General features: G+C 71.5%; 12 protein-coding genes and 2 pseudogenes. 8 read left to right on the forward strand and 6 right to left on the reverse strand.

The genetic code is table 11. The features are described 5' to 3' along the window. Positions 1 to 226: 226 nt before the first annotated feature. From ACGFW5_RS28295 to ACGFW5_RS28315, 5 genes and pseudogenes are all read left to right on the forward strand, one after another. Positions 227 to 2,560, forward strand: a complete 2,334-nt coding sequence (locus tag ACGFW5_RS28295) for a GH92 family glycosyl hydrolase (protein ID WP_393837126.1) — start codon at positions 227 to 229, stop codon at positions 2,558 to 2,560. Next, a complete protein-coding gene (locus tag ACGFW5_RS28300; protein WP_393837127.1) occupies positions 2,509 to 2,964 on the forward strand; it encodes a discoidin domain-containing protein in 456 nt (151 codons plus the stop codon). Before ACGFW5_RS28295 ends, ACGFW5_RS28300 begins: the two co-directional genes overlap by 52 nt. 116 nt (positions 2,965 to 3,080) lie before the next feature. Beyond that, positions 3,081 to 4,073, forward strand: coding sequence for a zinc-binding dehydrogenase (locus ACGFW5_RS28305; RefSeq protein WP_393837128.1), 993 nt, complete (start codon positions 3,081 to 3,083; stop codon positions 4,071 to 4,073). 363 nt (positions 4,074 to 4,436) lie between these two features. Beyond that, positions 4,437 to 5,456: pseudogene (locus ACGFW5_RS28310) on the forward strand (tetratricopeptide repeat protein); the annotation flags it as partial. 332 nt (positions 5,457 to 5,788) lie between these two features. Continuing rightward, positions 5,789 to 6,958, forward strand: a complete 1,170-nt coding sequence (locus tag ACGFW5_RS28315; RefSeq protein WP_393837129.1) for a polyprenyl synthetase family protein — start codon at positions 5,789 to 5,791, stop codon at positions 6,956 to 6,958. Between the two features lie 66 nt (positions 6,959 to 7,024). On the opposite strand, the gene ACGFW5_RS28320 is transcribed toward ACGFW5_RS28315, so the two are convergent. Continuing rightward, complete coding sequence (locus ACGFW5_RS28320; protein WP_393837130.1) at positions 7,025 to 8,080, reverse strand: isopenicillin N synthase family dioxygenase; 1,056 nt, start codon at positions 8,078 to 8,080, stop codon at positions 7,025 to 7,027. A 462-nt stretch (positions 8,081 to 8,542) separates the two neighbouring features. On the opposite strand from ACGFW5_RS28320, the gene ACGFW5_RS28325 reads away from it, so the two are divergent. Continuing rightward, positions 8,543 to 9,055 carry a GNAT family N-acetyltransferase gene (locus ACGFW5_RS28325; protein WP_393837131.1) on the forward strand — a complete coding sequence of 171 codons (513 nt, stop codon included), beginning with the start codon at positions 8,543 to 8,545 and terminating at the stop codon, positions 9,053 to 9,055. 210 nt (positions 9,056 to 9,265) lie between these two features. Here the strand turns inward: ACGFW5_RS28325 and ACGFW5_RS28330 are convergent, their stop codons facing one another. Then, complete coding sequence (locus ACGFW5_RS28330) at positions 9,266 to 9,706, reverse strand: SPW repeat protein (protein ID WP_393837132.1); 441 nt, start codon at positions 9,704 to 9,706, stop codon at positions 9,266 to 9,268. A gap of 248 nt (positions 9,707 to 9,954) precedes the next feature. Between ACGFW5_RS28330 and ACGFW5_RS28335 the strand changes: the two genes are divergently transcribed. Beyond that, on the forward strand, positions 9,955 to 10,851 hold the full coding sequence (locus ACGFW5_RS28335) for a class I SAM-dependent methyltransferase (protein ID WP_393837133.1): 897 nt from the start codon (positions 9,955 to 9,957) through the stop codon (positions 10,849 to 10,851). 170 nt (positions 10,852 to 11,021) lie between these two features. Here ACGFW5_RS28335 and ACGFW5_RS28340 read toward each other — a convergent pair. The 3 genes and pseudogenes from ACGFW5_RS28340 to ACGFW5_RS28350 all read right to left on the reverse strand — a co-directional run. Next, a pseudogene (locus tag ACGFW5_RS28340) lies at positions 11,022 to 11,300 on the reverse strand (esterase); the annotation flags it as partial. 263 nt (positions 11,301 to 11,563) lie between these two features. Beyond that, a complete protein-coding gene (locus tag ACGFW5_RS28345) occupies positions 11,564 to 12,043 on the reverse strand; it encodes a GNAT family N-acetyltransferase (RefSeq protein ID WP_393837134.1) in 480 nt (159 codons plus the stop codon). Positions 12,044 to 12,520: 477 nt separating this feature from the next. Continuing rightward, positions 12,521 to 12,994 (reverse strand): MarR family winged helix-turn-helix transcriptional regulator, encoded by a 474-nt coding sequence (locus ACGFW5_RS28350; protein ID WP_393837135.1) that lies wholly within the window; start codon positions 12,992 to 12,994, stop codon positions 12,521 to 12,523. A 52-nt stretch (positions 12,995 to 13,046) separates the two neighbouring features. On the opposite strand from ACGFW5_RS28350, the gene ACGFW5_RS28355 reads away from it, so the two are divergent. Then, a complete protein-coding gene (locus ACGFW5_RS28355) occupies positions 13,047 to 13,652 on the forward strand; it encodes a TIGR03086 family metal-binding protein (protein WP_393837136.1) in 606 nt (201 codons plus the stop codon). A 154-nt stretch (positions 13,653 to 13,806) separates the two neighbouring features. Here ACGFW5_RS28355 and ACGFW5_RS28360 read toward each other — a convergent pair whose 3' ends face one another. Further along, on the reverse strand, positions 13,807 to 14,637 hold the full coding sequence (locus tag ACGFW5_RS28360; RefSeq protein ID WP_393837137.1) for a class I SAM-dependent methyltransferase: 831 nt from the start codon (positions 14,635 to 14,637) through the stop codon (positions 13,807 to 13,809). Between the last annotated feature and the right edge of the window lie 8 nt (positions 14,638 to 14,645).

Consider the following 14,645-nt stretch of genomic DNA (forward strand, 5'->3'; position numbering starts at 1 on the left):
TCAGTCAAAATGCTTCCAGGGAGCAGCGCTTGCCCGTCACGGTGGAGAGTGCGGTGCACCTTCATGAACAGGTGGCCGAATTCACTCCTCTCCCTTGACGCGTGGTCAGGGACACCTCAACAATCCTGAGTTGGTTGGTAACGTTCACATGCCCACCGAGCATCCCCCGTCCCGAGGCCGCCCGCCGGACGACGAGCGGTCCTTCGCGAGAAGGTGGTCCCCCCTCGTGCTCCGCTCCCTGCCTCCCTCCGGATTCGTCCGGTCCAGATGTCTGCGCGCCTTCGGGGCGCTCGCTCTTTCCGCCTCAGGAGTCGTCGCCGTGGCCGCGGTGCCCGCCCATGCGGGGACGCTCGCCCTGACCCAGTACGTCGATCCCTTCATCGGCAGCGACGACAGCAGTGCCCCCGACCCCGTGCCCGGCGGCGCAGGGGGCAGCACCTACCCCGGGGCCGTGGTGCCCTTCGGAGGTGTGCAGTTCGGGCCCGACACGCCCACCGCCTCGCCGTCCGGCTACCGCTACAAGGACACCTCCGTCGAGGACTTCAGCCTCACCCACTTCGACGGTGCCGGCTGTGCCAACAACGAGGACCTGCCGCTGCTGCCGGTCACCGGCGCGCTCGCCAACTCGCCCGGCACCCACTGGACGAGCTACGCATCGGGCTACACCAAGGCGAACGAAGCCGCCGCCCCCGGCTACTACAAGACCCGACTCGACCGCTACGCCACCGACGTCGAGCTGTCCGCCACCACCCGCACCGCCATGGGCAGGCTGAGCTACCCCGCCTCGACCGCGTCCCGGCTGCTGATCAACACCGGCCGCAGCGCCACCGGGAACCGCGCAGGGACGGTGCACATCAACGGACGCGAGTTGACCGGGAGCGTCACCGCGGGAGGGTTCTGCGGCTCGTCCAAGACGTACCAGATCTATTTCGACGTGCGCTTCGACCGGGCACCGACCGGGTTCGGAACCTGGTCGGGTGACGCCGTCAGCGCCGGTTCGGCAAGCGCGTCCGGCACCAACGCGGGCGCCTACGTCACGTTCGACACGACCAGCGACGCGACCGTCCAGTTCAAGGTCGGCCTCTCGTATGTCAGTGTCGCCGGTGCACAGGCCAACCTGACGGCCGAGAACAACGGCTGGGACTTCGGCGCGGTCCGGGCCGCGGCCGACGACTCCTGGAACCGGATGCTCAACCGGCTCCAGGTGAACGGCGGCAGCGCCACCGACCGGCAGAAGTTCTACACCGCGCTCTACCACGTGCTCCAGAGCCCCAACATCTCCAGCGACGTCAACGGCGACTACCGCGGCTTCGACAACGCCGTGCACACATCGGCCAGACCCGTCTACCAGAACTACTCGGGGTGGGACATCTACCGCTCCTGGGCGTCCCTGATCGCGCTGGTGGCTCCCGCCGAGGCGAGTGACATCGCCAAGTCGATGGTCCTGGACGGGCAGCAGGGCGGACTCCTGCCCAAGTGGTCGCAGCAGACCAACGAGGACTTCGTCATGACGGGCGACCCCGGCCCGATCATCGTCGCCAGCATGTACGCGTTCGGAGCCCGCGACTTCGACACCGCTGCGGCACTGTCCCTCATGGAGAAGGCGTCCAACGGCGGCACCACGCAAGGCAGCCCGATCCGCGGGCGCCAGTCCACGTACACCAGCCTGCACTACCTCGACGACCCCTCCGACTCCCTCGAATACTCGGCGTCCGACTTCGCGGTCGCCCAGTTCGCGAAGGCACTCGGCAACACATCGAGCTACGGCACCCACATGGGGCGCGCCCAGTGGTGGCGCAACACCTTCAACGCCGAGTCCTCCTATGTGCAGCAGCACAGGAGCGACGGCTCCTGGACCTGGCCGCTCGACCCGGCGAGCCAGGACACCTTCACGGAGGGCAACGCCTCCCAGTACACCTGGATGGTCCCCTACGACTTCGCCGGCCTGATCAACTCCATGGGCGGAGCGGAGACCGCCGTACAGCGGCTCGACCACCACTTCACCGAGGTCAACGCCGGGCAGAGCAGGCCCTATTACTACATAGGCAACGAGCCCGAGCACGGCGTGCCATGGGCCTACGACTACGCGCGCCACCCCGCCGGAGCCACCGACGCGGTACGCAAGGTCATGGCCGAGTCCTTCACCACGGGCGCCGGAGGGCTGCCCGGCAACGACGACCTCGGCGCCACGTCGGCGTGGTACGTGTGGGCGGCGCTCGGCATGTATCCCGCCACCCCCGGCGCCGACACGCTCGCCCTGCACGGCCCGCAGTTCCCGTCCATCCTGATCCAGCGGGCGGCCGGGAACATCAGCATCAACAGCTCCGGCAGCGGACCCTACGTGCAGGCGCTCGCCGTCAACGGCACGCCCACAGCCACAGTTACCTGCGGTACCCGGACGTCGCCGGCGGCGCGACCCTCACCTACACGATGGGTAGCGCGCCCGGCGCCACCTGGGGCACCGCCGCCTCCGATGTGCCCCCGTCCTTCCAGGACGGCGCCGCCCCGGTGCCCACGGCCCCCGAGCTGGGCACGGACCTCGCTCTGGGCAGGCCGGTGACGGGATCGACGCCGTGCGCCGCGGCGGAATCGGCCGGCAAGGCGGTGGACGGCTCCCTCGCGAACAACAGCAAGTGGTGCTCGGCCGAGGCGAACCCCTCGCTCCAGGTCGATCTCGGATCCGTCCGGAGCGTGTCCTCGTTCGTGGTCGAGCATGCCGGTCTCGGCGGCGAGAACACGGGCTGGAACACCGGCGCCTTCCAGATCCAGACCAGCACCGACGGCGCGGGGTGGACCACGGCTGTCACCGTCACGGGCTCGCGCGCCAGCCGGACCTACCATCCGGTGGCGGCCCGTTCGGCCCGCTATGTACGCCTGGTCGTCTCAAGACCCGCCAACACCGGCGGCGGCGGGAGCGACGCGGCACGCGTCTACGAGCTGGAGGTCCACGGTCCCGAACTGTGAGGGGCGAGCGCGTCCGCTGGGCCGATTCACGTGCATAAAGCGTCCGGAGCTTGGGAATTCAACCACCAGAACAGGGAACACCTGTACGACACGGTGTCAAAGGTGGGGATGCACGGATGAAGGCCATACGGTTCGCAGGCGCGGGACGGCCGCTCAACCTGGAGACGGTTCCGGACCCGGAGCCCGGGCCGGGCTGGGTGGTGGTCGACATCGAGGCGGCCGGCCTGTGCCACTCGGACCTGCACATCATGAGCGGCATGGACCTGGGCGACCTCACGGTCAAGTCGCCGGTCACCCTCGGCCACGAGGGCGCCGGGGTGATCTCCTCGGTCGGGGAGGGCGTGGAGGACTTCGCGGTGGGCGACCGGGTCGGCATCGCCCTGGTCACCCACCCGGTCGAAGCGGCCCGCTTCGCGCCCGGGGTGGGGCACGACGGCGCGTTCGCCGAGCAGGAACTGGCCCATGTCTCCACGCTGGTGCGCATTCCCGACGAGGTGACGTTCGCCGAGGCCGCGGTGGCGACGGACTCGGTGGCCACCGCCTATCACGCGGTGCGGACCGCGGGCGCGGTGCGGCAGGGCGGCACGGTCGGCGTCATCGGCCTCGGAGGCCTCGGCCTGAACGGCGTACGGATCGCCGGGCTCCTCGGAGCGACGGTGTACGGGGTGGATGTCAACCCGGCCGTTTACGGCCCGGCGGCGCAGGCCGGAGCCGCCGCGTGCTTCCAGGACGCCCGTCAGCTCGCGGCCCACCGGCCCGATGTCATCGTCGACTTCGTGGGCCTCGCCTCGACCACCGCGGCCGCCGTGGAAAGTGTGCGCCCGGGCGGCTGCGTGGTGCTCGTCGGCCTCGGCGCCGCCGTCGCCCCGATACCCGTCGCCTCCCTGGTGATGCGCAACGTCCGGCTGATCGGTTCCCTCGGCGCGAGCAAGGAAGAACTGGCCGAGGTGTACGACCTCATCGCGCGCGGAGCGCTGAAGCCGGCCGTGCAGGAGGTGCCGTTCGCCGAACTCCCGGCGGCGATGGACCGGTTGGCCCGCGGCGAGGTCCGAGGCCGCCTCTACACCCGGCCTCGCGCCGACCTGCGGGTGGGGGCGGGGGCCGCCTGAACGAGCACGGCCGCCCCACGAAAGCACCCCGGGCATCCGGCATCCGGCACCGGCCCCACCCGCTCGGCCGGGCGGCCCGGCGGCCGGATGACGGGCCGGGGCATGGCCGCCCCGCGCCCGGAGGGCCCACCGTCGATCACCGGCGTCGTCGAGGACCCGGGCCCAGGGGCGGACGTACGCGGCCGGCGACTGCTCGCCACGATCGCCGCGTAGCGCTTGGGTCTGACGCTTCCGCCCGGCGTCAGACTTCCGATGGACAGCACACGGGCTCTGAGGCTGACTCCTCGCCACCCGGTTGTCTCGTAGCTTGTTGATCAAGGCCGGAGCGCCGCGCTCCGCGCCACGATCCGAAGCGAGGCAACCATGTACGGCAAGGCGTTCGCCCCGGAATACCGGGGAACGTTGGGGGAGCTCTCGGTCAACACCTCGCTGGAAGAGGTGCTGGACAGGGCCGTCGAGGAACAGCGGCGCGCGGAAGCCGGCGGCAATGCGGTGGAGTTGGCGCATGCCGGGCTCGCCGTCGCCGAGGCGAGCAGGCGCCTGGGCCGTGTCGAGCAGGCCGAGCAGGCGTGGAAGGACAGCTACCGCGCGGCCCGTAGCGCGGGCGACCGGGGCGCGATGGCCTGGGCGGTGTGGAGCGGTGGCACCCTGGCCCGCCAGCGCGGGGCCCTCGCACTGGCCAGGCGTTGGCTTGCCACCGCCGCCGAACTCGCCGAGCAGGGCGGCGACATCGTGGCGCGCGGCTACTCCCTGGCGGGCCTCGCCGAGACCGGGCGCATCCAGGGCGACTACGAGGCCGTCGGCAGGCTCCACGAGAAGCTGCTCGCCGAGGCCCGCCGGCGCGGTGAGGCCCGGCACACGGTGTGGGCGCTCGAAGGCATCGCGCAGATGCACCGCAACACCGGCGCCTTCGACAGCGCGCTCGCCCTGTTCGAGGAGGCGGCACAGATAGCCGGGGACGCCGGGGACGACCGGGGCCGCGCCTGGGCGCTGCGCGGGATCGCCGATGTGCTGTCGGCCCAGGGCGACACCGGGCGCGCACTGGCGCTGCTGACCGAGGCGGAGGCGCTGTGCCGCGCGATCCAGCTGGTCAGCGCGCTCGCGTACAACCACAAGATGCGGGGCAACGTGCTGTTCCGCGCGGGGCGTTACGCCGAGGCGGAGGAGTGGTACAGCGGGGCGCTGGCCGAGTTCCGGGCGATGGGCGAGCCGCGCGGCGAGGCGCTGGCCCGGCTGGGGCTGGTGAAGGCGCAGGCCCGCCAGGGACGTGCGGCGGAGCGGACCGCCGCCGATCTGGACGAGCTGGAGCGCGCGTTCGGCGACATCGGGTTGCTGCGCGGCGGCGACATGATCGCCAAGGCGCGCACCGACCTGGGCATCCCGGCCCGCACCGACCCGAGCGCCGACGTACGTGCTCGGGACGCGGACGCACCCGCTCCGGACGCCGCCGCACATGCGCCCGAGGCGGACGCCGAAGCGCACGGGGGAGCCGGCGCCGAAGCACATGGGGCAGCTGTCGCTGACGCCGACGCCGACGCCGACGCCGATGACGCTGGCGTTGACGTACACGTCCCGGACGACGCCGCTGCCCCCGCCGCCGCCGCCGCCGCCGACGCTCGCGCAAGCGTTGCCCCCACCCCCGTCCCCGCCCGCTGAGCGCCGCTCCCGTGAAGTTCCGGGCCCGCTACGCACCGCCCACGTCAGGAGCAGAACCCATGCCCAGCCATCCCGGTCTGCATGCCACCGCGTCCGAGATCGTGCCCACGGAGGCGGCTCGCCGTCCGCGTACTTCCCGGGGCGCCGGGCAGCTCCCTGAGGGTGAGCGGCCGACGGAGGCGGACGCGCCCCGCCCCGCCGTTCAGCCGGCCGCCGCCACCCTCGACCGGTGCCGGAGCCTGGTCGAGCCCGCTCTGCGCAAGGCCGTACGGGGGCTGCACCCGGGCCCGCGGCGGATAGCGTCGCACGCGTTCGGCTGGTGCGAGACGGACGGTACGCCCAGTGCCCGCGGCGGGGGCAAGGGCGTCCGCCCGGCGCTCGTCGTCCTCGGGGCGGAGGCGGTGGGCGCTCCCGCGGACGTCGCGGTGCCGGGGGCCGTGGCGATCGAGCTGATCCACACCTTCTCCCTGATGCACGACGACATCATGGACGGTGACGGCAGCAGGCGTCATCGCGACAGCGCATGGAAGGCCTTTGGGACGGGCCCCGCGCTTCTCGCGGGGGACGCTCTGTTCGCCCTCGGGGTCCGTACGCTGGCCGAGGTCGGCGGAGACCGCGGCGGCGAAGCCGTCCGTCATCTCACCGTCATGCTGGGGGAGTTGGTGCACGGCCAAGCCGACGACGAGCTCTTCGAATCCCGGCCCTGGACCGGCCCGCAGGCCGTGGGCATCGCCGAGTACCGGGCCATGGCGGACCGTAAGACGGGCGCTCTGCTCGGCTGCGCCGCAGCCATCGGCCCCGTGCTCGCGGGCGCTCCGCGCCGGCTCACGTACGCACTCGCGCAGGCCGGACGGGAGTGGGGTCTCGCGTTCCAGGCGGTCGACGACGTCCTGGGGATCTGGGGCGATCCCGCGGTGACCGGGAAGCCGGTCCACAGCGATCTGCGGCGTGCGAAGAAGACGCTGCCGGTCCTCGGGGCGCTGGCCATGGACCCGTCCCTGGGGCCCCGTCTCGATCAGCTCATCGGCGCGGACACCCCGCCCGACGACGCCCGCCTGCGGCAGGCCGCCGACCTCATCGAGCGCGCAGGCGGCCGCGCGTACGCTCTGCGGGACGCGCGCAGCCGGGTGGCGGCCGCACGCGATCAGCTGCGGACGGTGCCGCTCGCGGCGCCCTGCGTGGACGAACTCGTCGCCCTGTCGGAGCTCTTCGTGGACCGGCGGGTGTGATGACGCCCTCCGTCCCGGGGAGCCGGCGGTGCAGAGGACGACCGTCCCCGTCGGGCCGGGCCGCGGTCAGGACGCCAGGGCGACACCCGAGAGGGGGCGCTCGGTGAGGAGTAGGTCGGCGTGGTGGCGGGCGGCGACCAGCGGGTGGGCCCGGAGCTTGCCCTTGAGCTCGTTGCGCCCGTACTCGGCGAACAGCGGGTTCGCCGGGTCGGCCGTCGCTCCGGGGGCGTGGGCCGCGTACGGGAAGGGAAGCGGCTCGATGCGGGCGTCCAGGCGCGGGTTGTAGAAGAACGGCACCGAGAAGCGCTCGGTGGCCCCGGCCGGGCTCACCACGCGGTGGTTGGTGGCCAGCAGATAGCCGTTGGTCGCCACTTCCAAGAGCTCGCCCAGGTTGACGACGAAGGCCCCAGGCATCGGCGGCACCGCGTGGAAGCGGCCGTCCTCGCGCTGTACCTCAAGTCCTCCGACGGTGTCCTGGTGGAGCAGGGTGAGGAAGCCGTAGTCCTTGTGGGCGCCCACGCCCTGGGCGCTGCCGTCCCCCGCGCTTCCGGGGTAGCGCACCAGCTTGAGGTGGAGGTGGGCGCGGTCCCCGAAGACGTCGTCGTAGAAGTCCTCAGGTGCGCCGATCGCGGCGAGCAGTTCGTGCAGCAGCTTCTCGGCGACCGCGCTCAGCCGGTCGATCCAGGTGAGCGCCGCGGTACGCAGCGCGGGCAGCGCGCCGGGCCACTGGTTGGGGCCCTGGAGCCACCAGTACGCGGGGTCGCCAGGGCCGGGCCTGCGCGCGGGGCGCTCGGCTCCGATGTCGAGCTGGTCGCGCCAGTCGCGCGAACCGCCGGTGCGTTCGTCGCCGATGCGCGTGTAGCCGCGGAAGTGGGGCGAGTTGACGTTGTCGATGGCGAGCCGGTCCGCCTCCGGCAGCCGGAAGAACGCCCGCATGGTGTCGTTGAGCGCGGCCGTCTCGGCGTCCGTGACGCCGTGCCCTACGAGCTGGAAGAAGCCGACGCCGTGCGCGGCGTCGTGGAGTTGGGCGTGCAGCAGTCGGCGGGCCTGGGGGCCGCGATCGGCGGCGGAGAGGTCGATGACGGGGAGCTGCGTGGACGTCGGGTACGACATGGGAGCCATCCGCTGGGATATGTCCCGGCCGGCGCGGGTGGGCGCGGTCGCGGCTCCGCCGGGATGAGGCGGGCGCCGCAGTGGCACGGGGAGGTGTGAAGGGGGGCCTGGGTCAGCGGTGAGCGCGACAGGCCATGCTCGTGACGCGGACGAAGTCCACGTGGCGGCGTCGAACGAGCGGAGGCATGACGCCAGGTTACTCCCGTGCGGCCCGGCGGAGATGTGATAGCGCTCACAGGCTCTGGCGGGAGCCGAAAGTGCCGCGATGAGAACGGCGGGCCCGCACGCCCCTCGGGCGAGGCGCGGGACTGCCAGCGATCCCGTGCCGGGGGAGGACGGCATGACCAGCGCCCTGCCGGTGTCGACCTCTTCGCGGTGGCGGCCCGGTTCGCCGATGGCGGCCGCTTCGATGTCACGATCGTGCGACGTGCCACCCCAAGGAGGCGGGGCGCCGACCGAAGGGATCACCAAGTGACCGTCACGGCCCAGCGCATCGAGACCGCGCGGCTCGACCTCGTACCGCTGCGCGTCGATCATGCCGACGAGATGGCCGCCGTGCTGTCGGACCCCGCGCTGCACGCCTTCACCGGCGGAGCCCCGGACACGGCGCGGGATCTCCGTGCCCGGTACGAGCGCCTGAGTACGGGGTCGCCGGATCCGGCGGTGAGCTGGCTGAACTGGGTGATCCTTCTGCGGGACGAGGGATGCCTGACCGGGACGGTCCAGGCCACGATCGGGCCCTGCGCCCTGGGGGCCCGCGCCGAGATCGCGTGGGTGGTGGGTACCCCTTGGCAGCACCGGGGGATCGCCGGCGAAGCGGCGCGAGGACTCGTCACATGGCTCGGCGGGCAACCGGTGGAGGAGCTGGTGGCCCACATCCACCCGGAGCATCACGCGTCCGCGGGGGTCGCCGCGACCTGCGGGCTCACGCCCACCGATGAGTGGCAGGACGGTGAGCGCAGATGGCTGCGCCGGGTGGGCTGACTGACCTGACCTGACCTGGCCTGGCCTGGCCTGGCCTGGGCCGACAGGCCCACAGGCCGACGGCGCCTGCGTCAACTCCCGGATATCGGTCCAGTGTTGAGGCGCGGGCGCCGTGCGAGCCGTGTGCGGGGGCCGCCGTGCCCCGGCGCTCCATGAGCCTGCGTACGAACGCCGAGGGGCTTCATGGGGTCGGGGGTCCGACGTCGGACGTCAGGTCTTTCGGGACCTGGTCATCAGCATGCCTCCCGCGACCAGTGCGAACAGGCACACACATGCGCCCGTGATGACGTTGCTGAGGATGGCTCCGGTGCCGGCGCTGCGTGCGACGACCCAGGGAGAGATGATCATCCACGCGCCGAGGAGCAGGACCACGAAGTTCAGGTCGTGAGACCTCTCCGGGACCATCGACATGCAAAGACCCAGAACGGCGAGGGCTATGCCGACGATCAGGTTGCTGATGGCGAGGGTCGGCTTGGCGGCCGAGAAGTGGACCGTCCAGCCAGAGATCGCGGCGTAGATTCCGGCGAGGATCACGAGTTCCTCGACGGCCGCGACACCACGGGTTTCCATCACCCGTGCGTAGCGGTCCCGCATTTCCGATGCGTCGGGGTGCCCCGAGATATCACCAGGGCGGTGTGAGACGTCGGCCATGCGACTCGCCTCCTTCTAAAAAGTCTGCACGTCTGGCCGCGCTGCGACACGGTGTCGCCCTCCCATTGTGCTCTTATCTGCCCTTTATGAGTAGTTGGAAGTCAAATTTCCTTTTCGCCCCATGTCGCCGTGACGAAGAGTAGTTGTACGTGTGCTGGTGGTGAAGAACCGCAGCGCTTCCGCGGCGGGATGCCTCGCGCTCGCCCATCGGCCATGTCCTGGCCATCCGGCGGGGATAGGACCGGGCCATGTCACCCACGACGACGCAATCGCCCACCGCGTCCCCGGCCAACTTCTCCGACGTCAAAGGCTGGTTCTGGCCGGCCGATCAACTGCTCTTCGACTGGTTCCTGACCCGTCAGGCCCAAGTTTCCCACCAGCGCGGTGACTTGCTCGAACTCGGCGCATATCTTGGCAAGAGCGCGATCTTCATTGGCGGTCATGTGCGGCCGGGTGAGGAATTCACGGTCTGCGATCTGTTCGACTCACCGGCGCCGGACGACCCCAACAGCGCGGAAATGAACAGGTCGTACGCCACACTGACCCGTCGCGCCTTCGAGACGAACTACCTCGCCTTCCACGAAAGGCTGCCCACCATTGTGCAGGCGCCGACCTCGGTCATCGGCGGCCGCCTGAAAGCGGGCAGCTGCCGCTTCATCCATGTCGATGCCTCGCACCTGTACGAGCACGTGTACGGGGACATCGAGGCGGCCAGGACGCTGGCCGCCACCGACGCGATCGTGGCCCTCGACGACTTCCGGGCCGAACACTGTCCCGGCGTCGCGGCGGCGGTCTGGGGCGCGGTGGCGACCAAAGAGTTGAAGCTCATCTGCATCACCGCCACCAAGGCGTACGGCACATGGGGCGACGCGGAGCCGGTGCGGGCCGAACTGCTGGACTGGCTGACGTCGCGTACGGACCTGTGGCACGGGGTGGAAGAGGTGGCGGGTGCACCGCTGATCCGGATCGGCGGCAAGAACGCCCAGGCGCCGACTCCGCCGCAGCCGCTGCACCCGACCCCGCCGCAGCCGCCGCACTCCGCCCCGCCGGAGACGCCCGACGCGGCGGCTGAGCCCAGCCCAACGGTCCAGTCCACGGGACGCAACGTGTTCGCCCGTGTCGTCGGCGGTCGGCGCCGGCGCTGAGAAACCACGAACCCCGGCCTCGGCGCTCCGGGCGGCTCGACACTGCGAGCCGCCCGGAGCCTCCGGCCGGGGAACAGTCAACTGCTGTGCCAGGAAAGCGACTTCACGCTAACCGGCACGGCGGCGGGACCTCAGTGTGCCGCGCCCACCGCCGGCAGCAGCTCCTGGATACCCGAACCGAGGTGGGCCGAGTGGTCGACGACCACGCCCACTCCCTGCTCCTGCCCGAACAGGTCCGTCCACGAGCCGAAGAACAAGAACGAGTTGTTGGTCGCGAGCCCCACCGCCGCGAACACCAGCACCTGTGTCGCCACCAGCAGGCCGAGTCGGCCAAGGAACGTCTTCCAGTTCTGACGTGCCAGACGCGGCCACAGCCAGATGGTGACGGCGAACATCACCACGGCGCACAGTACGGTCAGTACCAGCACCCTGTTACTCGTGAGACCCATGGGTCGACAAAACTCTCTGCCAGAAGATCATCCGGGCCGTCCCGGACGGCACCGCTCGCGGGTGCTCAGGAGTCTAGACAGTGATGGAGGCCGATCCGTTCCCATGCGGGCGGGGCAGCATTCGGCAGCCGTCGAAGGCCCGCCGGATCATGGTCCCGCGTGTGATCCGGGCGATCCGGGTCGGGAGCCCCGCGTCCAGCGCTCCCGGATCCACAGGACGCGATCCACGGGGGCTTCGGCGCAGGCCGGTCGGCCGGGCCGCGTCACACCTGGCGTATGAGCCGGAGCCCCGGGCGGCCGTTCAGCTGGATCCCGCCCACCGGGGTGAACCCGGTGCGGGCGAGGACGGCGCGGGAGCCGGCGTTGTCCAGGGTCACGCGGGCGTGCACCTCGGTCAATCCGTACGCCGTCGACGCGAGCGCGCAGGCCTGCCGCACGGATGCCGTGGCGAGCCCTTGGCCGGTGGCCCGCTCGGCGACCCGATAGCCGAGCTCCGCCGAACCGCCTTCCGCGTCAACCAAGTTGACCCGCCCCAGTATCTCGCCGTCGGCGTCCACCACCAGATGGAAGAAGCATGTGCCCGTTTCCTGCTCGGCCAGCAGCGCGCCGAGACGGGCGTCGAAATGGGCGAAGTAGTCGTCACCCCGGTCGGGGATCGAGGCGGCGAAATACGCCCGGTTCTCCCGCTCGAATCTCAAGAGGGCCGGTGCGTGGTCGAGGCGGAGAAGCTGGAGTTCGGGCATGCGCCCAGGCTACGGGGGTCGGCGCGAAGCGCGGTTGGGGCGGGCGGCGGCTCGGCCTCACCGTCGGCGTCGGCGGCCTGATCAGCCCCTGCTGGGACGCCTCGCCGATGCCACCTCGCTGCGCACCGCCCTGACACCCCTGATCGCCATGCCCGCGCTGAGCCGTCTGCTCTTCCATGCGCTGCCCGAGCTCGCGGTTCCCCGGCGTAAGCCGGCCGCTCCGGCACACCAAGACGCGTAGCGCCTGCACGGACACGCGACCACGCACAGGTTTCCTCACGCCTCCGAGCCCGTTGAAGAGCGATGGACACGGGATGCCCTCGTAGGCCCAGCGGCACGAACCCGCCGGCCCGCTCCGCCAGCCCCTTCGGCCGGCCCGCTCTGCCGGTCCGTTCCGCCGGACGTACGAGGGCATTTCACGCGAAAAGGCGGCAACCTGACTCCTCCACGAACCTCTGCGAGGCAGCCTCAACAGCCTCAGTGCCCGGAGATTTCCTCGGGCGGCAGCGTCGACAGCAGGCGCAGGGCGTTGAGGAAACCCCGGCGGTCCGCCGCCGGGAGACGGGCCAGGAGGTGTTCCTCGCGAGCCTGGATGGCCAACTGGACGGCGTCGCGCAGCCGTCGCCCCTCGGGTGTCAGGGACAGCAGGCGGACCCGGCGATCTGCGGGGTCGGGGCGGCGGGCGATCAAGCCGCGCTGTTCCAGATCGTCGAGCACGCCGATGATGCGCGTCTTGTCGGCGCCGATGGACTGCGCCAGCGCCAACTGGGTGCGCACGGGCCCGTCCTCCAGGTGAAGCAGCACGGAGTAGGCCCACATGGCCAGGCCGTGGGACTCCAGAACAGGAAGCTCGGCGGCCACCAGGGCGCGGCCGAGCGGTACGACCATCGCCGCCAGGTCCTTGCGCGCGGGCCGTGCGCCGCGCTCCGTTGCGCTTCCGCTCTCGGTCATGGCCAGAAAAATACACGTTGACAGATCGTACGCCGAGGCAGACCGTAGGCGTATGCCTATTGATTTGAATCGCATCAGGGACTTCGACGCCCGGGCCGTGCGGTACGGCGCCGAGCTCGTCGCCACGGTGAAGCCCCGTGATCTCGGCAGACCTACTCCCTGCTCCGCATGGACGCTCGCCGATCTGCTCGCCCATATGACCGCCCAGCACCGGGGATTCGCGGCGGCCGCGGCCGGCCGGGGCGGCGAAGCGGAACCCTGGCGCGTCGTGCCCGCCGGGCCCGAGGCTGTCAAGGACTACGCCGCGGCCTGCGACCTCGTCGTGGACGCCTTCGCTGCCGTCGATTCGGCGGAGCGCGGGTTCGACCTGCCCGAGTTCGGTGCCGGAGCGGCGTTCCCCGCCGGGCGGGCCATCGGGTTCCACTTCATCGACTACGTCGTGCACGGCTGGGACGTCGCCCGTGCGCTGGGCCTTCCCTACGCGCCGCCACCCGGGCTCCTCGAAGCAGCACTGCCGATCGCCCTGGCCGTACCCGACGGAGATCGCCGACTCGAACCGGGCGCGGCCTTCCGCCCGGGACTCGTACCGCGCGACGACGCCGGCCCCCTCGACCGAATCCTGACCGCCCTGGGCCGCTCGCCAGGGTGGGCCGTCTGAAGTCGCCGTCGGAGAAAGGGAGTTGGCGGCCATGAACAGGAGCCCGGCCTTCCCCGCGCCGCGCCGGGTCCCGACGGGGCGTGCGATCCCGGGCGACGTCACGGCTCTTGAGCGTGCCATGGCGCCGACCAGGGGCGGTTCGGCCCGCGCTCCCTCAGGCGTTACCTGTTCGCGCCGCGCAGATCGCCACCGTCGCGTAGTGCATCGTGAAGCGGCCGCCCAGTGTGTCGACGGCCGCTCCCACCTCGCGCAGAATCGCCGTCAGTTCGTCCGGCGGGAGCCGGGTGAGCAGGCCGGTGGTGGGGAGCTGGTCGAGGAAGGCCTCGCGTGTGTAGACCGCCTCCCAGTCGAACCGCCACCGCTCCGGCTCGCCGAACCCGCCTGCTGCGCCGATCCCCTCGGAGGCGGTGGTGAGCATCGTCCCGTACGGATCCACGGCCGACCGCACCATGCCCTTGGGGTCGAAGGGGGCGTCCGGCACCACGTTGCGGTACGCCGTCGAGAACGCCTGCGCGACCTCCTGCGGAAGCTGGAAGGCGTTCCAGAACGCGACGAGACGCCCGCCGGGCCGCAGTGCTTGCGCGGCCTTCACGGCCCCCGCGACCGGGTCGATCCAGTGCCAGGACTGGCCGGCGGTGACCACGTCGAACCTGCGCCCACCCGGCTCCCAGTCCTCGAACCTCGCCACGTCCACCACGACCCCGAGCCGCCCGGCCACCTCGGCCATCCGCGCGTCGGGCTCCACCCCGAGCACCCGGCAGCCGACGTCCTGGAACTGCCGGGCGGCGATGCCGGTTCCGCATCCCGCATCGAGGACGTCCGGCCCCGGAGCCAGGGCGCGGATCCGGCGCACGAGGGCGTCGGGATAACGAGGCCGGGCGCGGTCGTAGCGTTCGGCATCCGAGCCGAACGACTCGGCCATGTGACGGGCCCGGTGCGGCTCGGAACCGGAAAGGCGTGAGCCCTGCGGTGGCATAGTGGGCATGCGCCCAC

Origin of the sequence: Streptomyces sp. NPDC048416, from assembly GCF_043200435.1 — a bacterium.
Taxonomy (GTDB): Bacteria; Actinomycetota; Actinomycetes; order Streptomycetales; family Streptomycetaceae; genus Streptomyces.